The sequence below is a fragment of the Crossiella sp. SN42 genome (genome assembly GCF_023897065.1).
In the GTDB taxonomy this organism is placed as follows: Bacteria; Actinomycetota; Actinomycetes; order Mycobacteriales; family Pseudonocardiaceae; genus Crossiella.
In genome coordinates this window covers 202806-214775 of the sequence record NZ_JAMHIV010000011.1, presented here as the reverse complement: position 1 = coordinate 214775, position 11970 = coordinate 202806, and the positions used below count along the sequence as shown (strand labels likewise).

The 11970-nt window shown below is 72.2% G+C and carries 12 protein-coding genes; 9 read left to right on the top strand and 3 right to left on the bottom strand.

Annotated elements, in window-relative coordinates:
* The first annotated feature begins 31 nt into the window (after window positions 1–31).
* The 6 genes from M8C13_RS15495 (at window position 32) to mdh (ending at window position 5654) form a co-directional block, all read left to right on the top strand.
* On the top strand, window positions 32–1276 hold the full coding sequence (locus M8C13_RS15495; protein WP_252481280.1) for an MFS transporter: 1245 nt from the start codon (window positions 32–34) through the stop codon (window positions 1274–1276).
* 58 nt (window positions 1277–1334) lie between these two features.
* Window positions 1335–2309, top strand: coding sequence for a DMT family transporter (locus tag M8C13_RS15490; protein ID WP_252481279.1), 975 nt, complete (start codon window positions 1335–1337; stop codon window positions 2307–2309).
* Window positions 2310–2367: 58 nt separating this feature from the next.
* Complete coding sequence (locus M8C13_RS15485; RefSeq protein WP_252481278.1) at window positions 2368–3351, top strand: hypothetical protein; 984 nt, start codon at window positions 2368–2370, stop codon at window positions 3349–3351.
* Window positions 3352–3369: 18 nt separating this feature from the next.
* On the top strand, window positions 3370–4221 hold the full coding sequence (locus M8C13_RS15480) for a bifunctional methylenetetrahydrofolate dehydrogenase/methenyltetrahydrofolate cyclohydrolase (protein WP_252481277.1): 852 nt from the start codon (window positions 3370–3372) through the stop codon (window positions 4219–4221).
* On the top strand, window positions 4218–4529 hold the full coding sequence (locus M8C13_RS15475) for a DUF3017 domain-containing protein (RefSeq protein ID WP_252481276.1): 312 nt from the start codon (window positions 4218–4220) through the stop codon (window positions 4527–4529). The genes M8C13_RS15480 and M8C13_RS15475 overlap by 4 nt, the downstream gene beginning before the upstream one ends.
* A 168-nt stretch (window positions 4530–4697) precedes the next feature.
* Entirely contained in the window at window positions 4698–5654 is a 957-nt protein-coding gene (gene mdh / locus M8C13_RS15470) for a malate dehydrogenase (RefSeq protein WP_252481275.1), read from the top strand.
* A gap of 10 nt (window positions 5655–5664) precedes the next feature.
* Here the strand turns inward: mdh and M8C13_RS15465 are convergent, their stop codons facing one another.
* Window positions 5665–6474: an alpha/beta fold hydrolase gene (locus M8C13_RS15465; RefSeq protein WP_252481274.1), complete on the bottom strand. Its 810-nt coding sequence runs from the start codon at window positions 6472–6474 to the stop codon at window positions 5665–5667.
* Window positions 6471–7049, bottom strand: coding sequence for a TetR/AcrR family transcriptional regulator (locus tag M8C13_RS15460; protein WP_252481273.1), 579 nt, complete (start codon window positions 7047–7049; stop codon window positions 6471–6473). Before M8C13_RS15460 ends, M8C13_RS15465 begins: the two co-directional genes overlap by 4 nt.
* Before the next feature lie 119 nt (window positions 7050–7168).
* Between M8C13_RS15460 and M8C13_RS15455 the strand changes: the two genes are divergently transcribed.
* A complete protein-coding gene (locus M8C13_RS15455; RefSeq protein WP_252481272.1) occupies window positions 7169–8017 on the top strand; it encodes an inositol monophosphatase family protein in 849 nt (282 codons plus the stop codon).
* Here M8C13_RS15455 and M8C13_RS15450 read toward each other — a convergent pair.
* Entirely contained in the window at window positions 7998–9329 is a 1332-nt protein-coding gene (locus tag M8C13_RS15450; protein WP_308202801.1) for an aminodeoxychorismate synthase component I, read from the bottom strand. The two genes, M8C13_RS15455 and M8C13_RS15450, sit on opposite strands and share 20 nt — an antisense overlap.
* Before the next feature lie 92 nt (window positions 9330–9421).
* On the opposite strand from M8C13_RS15450, the gene M8C13_RS15445 reads away from it, so the two are divergent.
* On the top strand, window positions 9422–10267 hold the full coding sequence (locus M8C13_RS15445; RefSeq protein ID WP_252481271.1) for a TatD family hydrolase: 846 nt from the start codon (window positions 9422–9424) through the stop codon (window positions 10265–10267).
* Window positions 10268–10648: 381 nt separating this feature from the next.
* Window positions 10649–11965 carry a resuscitation-promoting factor gene (locus M8C13_RS15440; RefSeq protein WP_256509126.1) on the top strand — a complete coding sequence of 439 codons (1317 nt, stop codon included), beginning with the start codon at window positions 10649–10651 and terminating at the stop codon, window positions 11963–11965.
* The last annotated feature ends 5 nt before the right edge of the window (window positions 11966–11970 follow it).

Here is an 11970-nt window from a genome sequence, read left to right as displayed (position 1 = left end):
GAATGTCAGACCCGGTCGCCAGACTGGCCCGGTGCTCCGTCCCTACCGGCAACTCCTCGCGGTCCCGCACCTGGCCTCCCTGCTCGTGTGGTCGGTGCTCGCGCGCCTGCACGGCACCGGCACCTCGATCGCGCTGACCTTCCTGGTCGTGGAGTGGACCGGCTCCTACGCGCTGGCCGGGCTGGTGATGGGCGCGCTGACCGTGGGCAACGGCGTGTCCGGGCCGTGGCGGGGCCGGATGGCCGACCGGACCTCCGCGCCGCGGCTGATCACGGTCACCGTGCTCTGCTACGTGGCCGGGCTGTTCGTGCTGGTCGTGCTGCCCGCCTCGGTCTGGTACGCCGCGCCGGTGATCGCCTTCTTCACCGGGCTGAGCACCCCGCCCGCCACCCAGCTGGTGCGCGCCGCGTTCACCCGGATCAAGGACAGCCAGGCCCGCACCGCCGCCTACGGCGCCGAGGCCACCGTGTTCGAGCTGACCTTCATGCTCGGCCCGGTGCTCACCGCCTTCGCGGTCGGCATGCTCGGCCCGCGCTGGGCGCTCGGCCTGATCGCCGCGGTCTCGCTGGGCGCCAACCTGGTCTTCGCGGTGGTGCTGCGCCGGGCCGGGATGGACACCCCGCAGCCGCTGCCCAGGCAGGCCGAGGGGACCAGGCACCGCTCGGTGCTGGCCGCCCGCGGCCTGGCCCTCACGCTGTTCTCCTCGCTGTTCCTGGTGATGGCCTTCACCATGGTCGACCTGGCCATCGTGGCCCTGGGCCGCGAGCTCGGCCAGCCCACCGTGGCCGGCGCGCTGATCGCGGTGTGGGCGGTCGGCTCGCTGGTCGGCGGGCTGGTCGCGGGCGGCCTGCCGGGACAGCCGCGCCCCACGCTGCGGCTGGCCATGGTCGGCCTCGGCATGGCCGCGCTGGTGCCGGTGCTGCCGCCGGTGCTGGACCCGACCTCGCCGGTGCTGATCGGCCTGATCCTGGCCATCGGCGGCGTGGCCATCGCGCCCACCATCTCCGCGTCCAACCAGCGCATCGGCGACATCTCCCCGCCGGGCCGGGCCGCCGAGGCGGTGGGCTGGCTGGCCAGCTTCACCACCACCGGCGGCGCGCTGGCCGCCCCGGTCGCCGGCTGGCTGCTGGACCGGTTCGGCCCGGCCGCCGCAGCTGTCGGCGCCACCGTCGCGATGGTCTTCGGCACCGCGCTGATGGCCTGGTCGGTGCGTGTGGTCCCGCGCACAACCACCCCCGCTGACCAGCGTCAACCCGCGTCCTCGGACACCGTGTGAGCTAGTCGCGACCAGAGGTGGGATGACTCGGCCATCAACTTGTGTTGCGCTGGGGGTGATGACTGCCACCGACGCCCCGGCCCCGCCGGAGGCCCGCCCCCGGACCAGCCCGCGCGCCCGCCTGCTCGGGCTGCTGGGCGCGGCGGGCATCGGCGTGCTGATCGTGCTCCAGTCCCGCCTCAACGGCGAGCTGGGCAGGCAGATGCAGGACGGCATTGGCGCGGCCCTGATCTCCTTCGGCAGCGGCCTGCTGCTGGTGCTCGCGCTGGTCCTGGCGCTGCCGGGCAGCCGCCGGGCCACCAAGCGGCTGGGCGCGGCGCTGCGGAACGGCTCGGTGCGCTGGTGGCAGACCCTGGGCGGGCTGTGCGGCGCGCTGCTGGTGTTCTCCCAGGGCGTGGCGGTGGCCAGCCTCGGCGTGGCGGTGTTCACCGTGGCCGTGGTGGCCGGGCAGGCGGTGAGCAGCCTCGCGGTGGACCGGGCCGGACTCGGCCCGGCCGGTCCGCAGCCGCTGACCGTGACCAGGGTGCTGGGCGCGGTGCTCGCGGTGGCCGCCGTGCTGGTCGCGGTCTCCGAACGGCTCAGTGCGCCCGGCGCGCTGGTGCTGGCCGTGCTGCCGCTGCTGGCCGGCATCGGCATGTCCTGGCAGCAGGCGATGAACGGCCGGATCAAGGAAGCCGCCGGTGGCGTGCTGCCGGCCACCCTGGTCAACTTCCTGGCCGGCACCACCGCGCTGCTGGTCTTCGGCGTCTTCCACTTCGCCACCGCGGGCTGGCCCGCCACCCTGCCCACGGATCCGCTGCTCTACCTCGGCGGCGCGATCGGACTGGTCTTCATCGCGGGCGCCGCGGCGCTGGTCCGGATCACCGGCGTGCTGCTGCTCGGCCTCGGCTCGGTGGCCGGTCAGCTGCTCGGCGCGCTCGCGCTGGACCTGCTGTTTCCGGCCGAGGGCGCGCACCTGTCCGCGGTCGCGGTCACCGGCACCCTGCTGACCCTGGTCGCGGTCGGCGTGGCCGCGCTGCCCGGTCGTCGCTGAGTAACAACCCGGTCACGGGGCGTTGCTGACCGGTCCACGGCTGTGGGACGACGGTGCCATGAGCCTGAAGGTCGGTGACGTGGTCGAAGTCCTTGGCGCGCAAGAGATTCTGTCGACCTTGGACGAACGCGGCGAGCTGGACGAGCTGCCGTTCATGCCGGAGATGCTGCGTTACTGCGGGCAGCGGATGACCGTGCACAAGGTGGCGCACAAGCTCTGCGACTCCATCACCCACACCGGCCTACGCCGGATGGCCCGCGCGGTGCACCTCACCGGCGCGCGCTGCGACGGCTCCGCGCACGGCGGCTGCCAGACCGCCTGCTCCCTGTACTGGAAGGAGGACTGGCTCCGCAAGATCGAACCCGGTCGGCTCGCCCCGCGCCGCACCCCGGCCGAGGGCAAACCGAACCTGCCGCTGCTGGTCTCGGCCACCACCAGGGGCGCCGACCCGGACGGCCAGGCCCGCTACGCCTGCCAGGCCACCGAGATCCTGCGCGCCGCGCCGATCTGCATGCCGGTGCTCAGCCTGAGCCAGTACGTCACCGACGTGCGCACCGGCAACGTCGGCCCGCTGCTGGCCCTGCGCGGCTTCCTGGTCGGGGTGTTCAACCGCGTCCAGGTGGAGAGCCGCAAGCGCCTGCCCCGCTGGCTGCTCTTCCGCGGCGGCCGCGACTGGGGCTTCCTCAACCCCGGCCGACCGGGCAAGACCCCGACCGCCACGTTGAACCTACAGCCGGGCGAGCTGGTGCGGATCAGACCCAGGTCCGATATCGAGGCCACCCTGGACGACAACCTGCGCAACCGGGGCATGAGCTTCGACGAGGAGATGGCGCACTTCTGCGGCCGCACCGCCAGGGTGCTGGCCAGGGTGGACCGCTGCATCGACGAGCGCACCGGCCGGATGCTGCACCTGGCCAACCCGTGCATCGTGCTGGAGGGCGTGGTCTGCCTGGGCCGCTTCAACGTCAACTGCCCACGCGAGTTCGTCCCCTTCTGGCGGGAGATCTGGCTGGAACGGGTGCCCGTGAACGAGCACGCGTGACGTGGGATTATTGAAGTCGTGACGGCAACGATCCTGGACGGCAAGGCGACCAAGAACGCCATCTTCGACGACCTGCGGCCGCGGGTGGACGCGCTCAAGGCGCGGGGCATCGTGCCCGGCCTGGGCACCGTGCTGGTGGGCGATGACCCGGGATCGGCGATGTACGTGCGGTCCAAGCACAAGGACTGCGCGCAGCTGGGCATCAACTCCATCCGCCGGGACCTGCCGGCCGACATCAGCCAGGACGAGCTGGTCAAGGTGATCGACGAGCTCAACGCCGACCCGGACTGCACCGCCTACATCGTCCAGCTGCCGCTGCCCGGGCACATCGACGCGAACGCGATCCTGGAGCGGATCGACCCGGCCAAGGACGCCGACGGCCTGCACCCGGTCAACCTGGGCCGCCTGGTGCTGGGCAAGACCGCGCCGCTGCCCTGCACCCCGCACGGCATCATCCGGCTGCTCCGCCAGTACGAGGTGCCGATCAACGGGGCGCAGGTGGTCGTGGTCGGCCGCGGCATCACCGTGGGCCGCTCCATGGGCCTGCTGCTGACCCGCAAGTCGGAGAACGCCACGGTCACCCTGTGCCACACCGGCACCAAGGACCTGGCCGCCGAGGTGCGCCGCGCGGACATCGTGATCGCCGCCGCAGGCGTGCCCGCGCTGATCAAGCCGGACATGGTCAAGCCGGGCGCGGCCGTGCTGGACGTGGGCGTCAGCCGCACCGACAGCGGCGTCTCCGGCGACGTGCACCCCGATGTGCGCGAGGTCGCGGGCTTCTTCTCGCCCAACCCCGGCGGCGTCGGCCCGATGACCAGGGCGCTGCTGGTCAGCAACGTGGTCGAGGCGGCCGAGCGAGCGGCGGGATGAGTGTGGCCGCCGACCTGCCGCCCACCCAGGAACAGCCCCAGGAACGGCGGCCCGCGTGGCTGCGCGTGGTGCCGTTCCTGGTGGTGATGGCCATGGTGGTCTTCGGGTTCGTCTGGATCCTGATGTACCACTGGAAGCGCGGTTCGGTGACGCTGGCCGGGGCGCTGTTCCTGGCCGCGGTGTTCCGGGCCGCGCTGCCGGTGGAGGCCAGCTACCTGCTCGCCATCCGCAGCCGCCCGATCGACGTGCTCACCTACAGCGGCTTCGCGTTGATGATCACATATGTGGCCATGACCATCGGGCCCTGAGGAGAGACGCTGCTCACCGGAGAACTCCGGTGACCGGCGGTGTTGGTAACCTCGCCTGCGCTGGGCGCACAGCCCGGTGATGCGGTCCCGCGGTTGTGACCGGGCCTCTCCGCTGCGCGCCCGTGGACCCACCCCATGCGGAACATGCGGATCGGAAGGACTTCACCAGTGGCACGCTCCGGCAAGGTCGCCGTAATCGGCGCCGGTTTCTACGGTTCCACCACGGCGCAGCGGCTGGCCGAGTACGACATCTTCGACACCGTCGTGCTGACCGACATCATCGACGGCAAGGCCGAGGGCCTGGCGCTGGACCTGAACCAGTCCCGCCCGGTCGAGGGCTTCGAGACCAAGGTCGTCGGCCAGACCACCGACCGCGACGGCAACGGCTACGAGGCCATCGGCGGCTCGGACATCGTGGTGATCACCGCCGGTCTGCCGCGCAAGCCCGGCATGAGCCGGATGGACCTGATCGAGACCAACGCCAAGATCGTCCGCCAGGTCGCGGAGAACGTCGCCAAGCACGCCCCCGAGGCCGTGGTGATCGTCGTCTCCAACCCGCTGGACGAGATGACCGCGCTGGCCCAGATCGCCACCCAGTTCCCGAAGAACCGGGTCATCGGCCAGGCCGGCATGCTCGACACCGCGCGCTTCACCAACTTCGTGGCCGAGACGCTGTCCGTCCCGGTCTCCTCGGTCAAGACCCTGACCCTGGGCTCGCACGGCGACACCATGGTGCCGGTGCCCTCGGCCTGCTCGGTCAACGGCAAGCCGCTGACCGACCTGCTGCCCGCGGACAAGGTCGAGGAGCTGGTCACCCGCACCCGCAACGGCGGCGCCGAGGTGGTCGCGCTGCTCAAGACCGGTTCCGCCTACTACGCGCCGTCCGCCGCGGCGGCCAGGATGGCCAAGGCCGTGCGCGAGGACTCCGGCGCGGTCATGCCGGTCTGCGCCTGGGTCGACGGCGAGTTCGGCATCGAGGGCGTCTACCTGGGCGTCACCGCCGAGCTGGGCAAGGGTGGCGTGAAGAAGGTCGTGGAGACCGAGCTGACCGACTCCGAGCTGGCCGCGCTCAAGGAGGCCGCCGAGGCCGTGCGCGCCAAGCAGGCCGACGTGCAGAGCCTCTGATCGTCTCCGCCTACCGGGACGCGCTGGTTTCCGCGAGGAAGGCCAGCGCGTCCCGGTAGAACCGGGCGCTCACGTTCACCGCGTGCCCCGCCTCCGGGTACAGCACCAGCCGCGCGTTCGGCATCAGGGCCGCGGTCTCGGTGAACAGCTCCGGCGTCCAGAAGTAGTCCCGCGCGCCCGCCACCACCAGCGCCGGGGTGGTGATCTCCGGCAGCCGCGCGCGCAGGTCCACCGCGTCCTCGGCCTGGATCACGGCCAGCATGTCCGCCGGGTCCCTCGGGAACGGCCCGAAGCTGCCCACGGCCCACATCAGCCCGCGCAGCACCCGCCGCAGCACCGGGTTCCTGGTGAACCCGTCGGCGAGCAGGTGGTAGCCGGGTCTCCGCTCGGCCAGCCGGTGCGCCATCGCCCACTGCGCCCGCCGCGCCACCGGCCCCAGCGTGTACGCGGTCGAGGCCAGCACCACCCGGGACACCACCGCCGGGTGGTCGGCGGTCAGCTGCAAGGCCACCGTGCCGCCGGTGGAGTGCCCCACCAGCGCCACTGGCCCGCCGAACCGCGACCGGATCGCCTCGGCGTGCTCGCCCGCGATCTCGGCCATGCTCATCCCCGGCCGCAGCCCCGGCCGCCGGTTCACCAGGTGCACCCGCCAGCCGCCCTCGGCCAGCGGCCGCACCGACCGGATCGCCATTCGCGCGGCCAGCCCGGTCGGGTTCACGTGCTCTGGCGTGAACCCGGGCAGGTAGACCAGCGGCTTGCCGGAACCCACGGCCAGGTAAGGAAAACCGCCGGGCAGCCTGCCCGCTTCCACGTCCTTCATCGGCTCAGCCCACTCGCCACGAACTCGACCAGCTGGTCCACCACCTCGTCGTAGACCTCGCCGAACTCGTTGCGGTGCAAGGGAAGCAGCAGCACCGCACGCAGCACGCCGAGCACCACCTCCGGCCGCCGCCCGTCCAGTCCGGTGCGGGCCAGGAACTCCCCGATCGGCAGCGCCGCCTGCTCGCGCAGCGCCGCGGCCCGCTCCGGGGACAGCCGCGCGGTGACCGCGGCCAGCTCCTCCGGATGCGTGATCAGCCTGCGGTACAACGGATCCTCGTCCAGCACCGCGAGCACCTCGCGCAGGAACGCCCGGATCGCCGCCCTCGGTTCGCCGTCCAGGGTGGCCAGCACGCGGGCCTGGACGGCGGGCGCGTTCGCCAGCATCAACTCGCCGTAGAGGGACTCCTTGGAGTCGAAGAAGGCGTAGAAGCTGGTCTTGGCGATGCCGGCCGGTTCGGTCAGCTCGGCCAGCGAGGTCTTGCGCAGCCCCTGCGCCACGAACAGCTCCCGGCCGGTGGCCAGCAGCTTCGCCCTGATCCGGGCCCGGTCGCGCTCGTCGAAATGGGCAGGCACAACTCCTCCAATGAGGCAATGAACGATCTGTTCTTTCGTTCATTGTCCACGGCGCGCTTCCTACGCACCAGTACCGGGGTACGAACACCAGGAGAAGCCCGCCTGGAGAGGAGCCAGCAGTGACCGACGTCGAGCTGACCAGCCCGCGGCGCATCGCGTGGCCGGTGCCCGAGCCCGAACTGCCGGAGGCCACCCACTCCGCGCTGGCCGACGCGGTGCGCGCCGCGGCCACCGCGCTGCGCGCCGGACGGCACCGCTTCGACCGGGAGGAGCTCGGCGAGCAGGTCCGGATGGGCGCGGACGGCACCCCGACCTCCCGGGTGGACGACCTGGTGGAGAACGCCATCGCCGAGGCCGCCGCCCGGCACGGGGTCAACCTGCTCAGCGAGGAGGCCGGTTTCCTGGACCACGGCTCCGCGCTGACCCTGGTGGTCGACCCGGTGGACGGCACCGGCAACTCCGCCGCCGGGGTGCCGCTGAGCTGCTTCGCCGGCGTGCTAGCCCTGGACGGCAAGCCGATCGAGGCGCTGACCTGCTGGTTCGACACCGGCCGCTGCTGGTACGCGCGGGCGGACGAGCCGACCGAGTACCGCACCACCGGCCGCACCGCGCTGGACGGGGCCCAGCTGTGCCTGCAACGCCCCAAGCAGAACCAGGACACCTGGTCCCGGCTGGCCGCCCGCGCCTCCAGGGTGCGCGTGCTGGGCACCACCGCGCTGGAGTGCGCGCTGGTCGCCGAGGGCTCGGTGGACGCCTACGCCGACCCCGGCTCGGACACCCACCGGATCATGGACCTGGCCGCCGCCATGGTCACCGTGCCCGCCGCGGGCGGCGTGGTGATCGACGCGATGGGGCGGCCGCTGGAACTGGACGTGGACCTGACCCGCCGCTGGTCCGGCATTGCCGCGGCCACGCCCGCGCTGGCCGAGGAGATCGCGGCGGTGGTGTTCAGCGCGCCCGCTGGTTGACCGAGCAGGCCACCGCGGCCCCGCTGGTCAGCAACCGCTCCAGCGGCGCCGCCTTGGCCAGGCACTCCAGCCACTCCGCCTGCGGGTCGGAGTCCGCGGTGATGCCGCCGCCGACGCCGAGCCGCAGCTCGCCGTCACGGATCTCCAGCGTGCGGATGGCCACGTTCAGCTCCATCCCGGCCACCGGCGAGGCCAGGCCGACCGCGCCGCAGTAGACCTGCCTTGGCTGGTCCTCCAGCCCGGCGATGAGCTCCAGTGCGCGCACCTTGGGCGCGCCGGTGACCGAGCCGGGCGGGAAGGTCGCGGCCAGCAGCTCGGCGTCGTCCACCGCCGGCCGCAACTGACCCTCCACAGTGGACACCAGGTGCCAGACGCCGGGCGCCGGGCGGATCTTCAGCAGCTCCGGCACGGTCACCGAACCCGGCACGCAGACCCGGCCCAGGTCGTTGCGCACCAGGTCGACGATCATCACGTTCTCCGCCACGTCCTTCACCGAGCGGCGCAGCCGGGCCGCGTTGCCCTCGTCCTCCGGGCCGCGCCTGGGCAGCGTGCCCTTGATCGGACTGGACCGCACGGTGCGCCCGTGCCTGGCCAGGAACAGCTCGGGGGAGAAGGAGACCACCGCGCCCCAGTCCCCGGCCAGGTAGGCCGCGCGGGCCGGGTCCAGCCGGGCCACGCCCTCGGCGAACAGCTCGGCGGGGTCGCCGTCGAACTCGGCGGTGAACTGGGTGCACACGTTGGCCTGGAAGATCTCCCCGGCCGCGATCTGCTCCACACAACCGGCCACCGCCGCCCGGTGCCGGGCGGCCGGGGCCCGGTGCAGCGGTCCGGCCCGCCACGGCCGCCGGGCCGGCTCGGTGCTCGCGGCCACCAGCTCGGCCAGCTCCGCCGCCAGCGCCACGGGTTCCGCGCGGTTGTCCGGCACCAGCGCCTCGAACCACCACTGCCCGCCGTGGTCCAGCCGCAGCACGTGATCGGCCCAGCCCCAGACCGCGTTCGGCAGACCGCGCGCGGTGGCCCAGGCCCCCGGATCGGTGAGCCCGTAGCCGAGGAAACCGAACCAGCCGCCCCCGACCGTGCCCGGCGGCACCGGCCCGGTCACCGTCGGCTGGAGGCAGGGCACGGTGTGCGCCACCTCGTCCGCCACCGGGTTGACCTGCACCGAGGGCAGCAGCACGGCCCGCGCGCCAAACCAGTCACCGCTGAGCGCGGCAGGCGGCGGCAGACCCAGCTCGTGGGCACGCGCGACCAGCCGCCGGAACACCAGTTCCGGGGCGGACCGGCGGCCGACCGGCCGGGTGAGCACGTGCACGCGCGCATCATGACCGGTGGGGCTGCTTCAGAACAGTGAATGTGGCCAGGTGAACTCAGGCGTTCCCGCGCCAGTGCTTAGGCTTGGTCTCCATGGCTGACCACGGACGCAAGGGCGACCCGCCGCCGCTGCCGGAACCGCTTCCGGCGCCGGTGGTCGACGCGCACACCCATCTCGACGCCTGCGGCTTCACCGATCCCGAGTCGGTGCGGGCCGCGCTGGACCGGGCCGCCTCGGTCGGGGTCGGCCGGGTGGTGACGGTGGCCGACGACCTGCCCTCGGCGCGCTGGGTGGTCGAAGCCTCCACCTGGGACGAGCGCCTGTTCGCCGCGGTCGCGCTGCATCCCACCCGGACCAGCGTGTTCGGCGACGCCGAGCGGGCCGAGCTGGAGAAGCTGGCCGCCGCGCCCAGGGTGGTCGCGGTCGGGGAGACCGGGCTGGACTACTACTGGGACTACTCGACCCCGCAGGAGCAGGATCCCGCCTTCCGCTGGCACATCGACCTGGCCAAGCGGCTGGACAAGGCGCTGATGATCCACGACCGGGACGCGCACGAGGACGTGCTGCGCATCCTGGACGAGGAGGGCGCGCCCGACACCGTGGTCTTCCACTGCTTCTCCGGGGACGCCGAGTTCGCCAAGCGGTGCGCGGACAAGGGGTACGTGCTCTCCTTCGCCGGGCCGGTGACCTTCCGCAAGTCCACCGACCTCCAGGAGGCGGCCCGGCTGGTGCCCGCCGACCAGTTCCTGATCGAGACCGACGCGCCCTTCCTGACCCCCCATCCGTACCGCGGCAGGCCCAACGAGCCGTACGCCGTTACCTATACAGCGCGTGTCCTGGCGTCACTCAGGGGAGTGGATGTGGCGGAACTCGCCGAAACCACCTCCGCCACCGCCGAACGGGTGTTCCGGCTGGCAGAGCGGTCGGCGACGGAGTGAGGACGCGCAGTAACCGTTTACCGTTGCTGTGGTGCACGTCACAAGCGGCCGAACGGGCCTTTCCATAGCCCCTCGGTACTCGTTACTGTCCCGTGATCGTTCCCGGGGCATCAGGTTCCGGGAATGGTTCGCACCCACAGGGAGACGTGTGTCGGGGCTCGTCGACCAGCAGTGGCGCGCCTGGCATGAACACCGCCTCCTGGAGGTATCGACCCCGTGACCGGAACCGGCAGACCCCGTGGTGTTGCCGTGGGCACTGGAACGTTCGAGGACTCCACTCCTTCGGACTCCTGGTTTGAGCAGAACCCCGCGCACAACGTCGCCGTGCTGGACCGGCCGGCGTTCCGGGGCGTCAACCTGGACCACCCCAGCCACCCGTCGATGTCCCTGAGCGTCACCACCGATGACGTGCTCCAGGTCCTCGGCCCCGACGCCTACGCGCTGCTGGACAGCGTGGACGTCGACATCGACGAGCTCATCGGCCTGCTCAACGCCGAGACCACCATGCTCCCGGCGCTGCGCGACCTCCGTCCCGAGGACGACGAGGACCGCGCCGCCAGGGACCGCGGCGAGATCCCGCCGGTGCTGGTCGAGGCCGTCACCGACTGGAAGCGCCGCTTCCTCAAGGCCGGTGTGGCCGCCGCGCTGGTCACCCTGACCGGCGGCGGCGCGGCCGCGGTCGCGATGGACAAGCAGGTCACCGTCGACATCGACGGCACCCAGCAGACCGTGCGCACCTACGCCAGCACGGTCGCCCAGGTGCTGGCCGACCAGGGCCTGACCACCCAGGCGCACGACGCGCTCAGCCCGTCCCCGCAGGCCTCCATCGCCGACGGCGGCAAGATCGTGCTGGAGCGCGGCCGTCAGCTGAAGATGACCGTGGACGGCCAGACCACCGAGTCCTGGGTGCGCGCCCGCACCGTCGGCGACGCGCTCAACCAGCTCGGCATCAACCACGACGGCGCCTGGCTGTCCAAGGACCGCACCGCGGCCATCCCCACCGACGGCCTGGCGCTGGAGATCAAGACCCCGAAGAACGTCACGCTCTTCGACGGTGGCAACGAGCCGCAGCGGATGAAGACCACCGCGCTCACCGTCTCCGAACTGCTCCAGCAGCTCCAGCTCAGCCTCGGTCCCGACGACCAGGTCAACCTGGGCGCGGACGGCAAGATCAGCGACGGCGCGGAGATCCACGTCAGCCGCACCGGCGTGACCGTGGTGAACAAGAAGGAAGCCATCGAGCCGACGGTCGAGAAGACCGACGACCCGACCATGATGCGCGGTGAGCAGAAGGTCGAGGACCCGGGCACGCCCGGCGAGCAGATGGTCACCTACCGGGTCACCATGAAGAACGGCAAGGAGACCGCCCGGGAGAAGCTGGGCACCAAGGTCGTCAAGGAAGCCAAGCCGAAGAAGATCCGGGTCGGCACCAAGGTGCCGCCGGACGGCGCGGTCTGGGACCGGCTGGCGCAGTGCGAGGCCACCGGCAACTGGGCGGCCAACACCGGCAACGGCTACTACGGCGGCCTCCAGTTCAACGCCGGCACCTGGCGGGCCTACGGCGGCGCGCAGTACGCCGCCCTGCCGCACCAGGCCAGCCGGGAGCAGCAGATCGCGGTGGCCACCAAGCTGCGCGACGCCCGCGGCGGCTACGGCGCCTGGCCGCACTGCTCCTCGAAGCTGAACCTGCCCAAGTAGTCTCT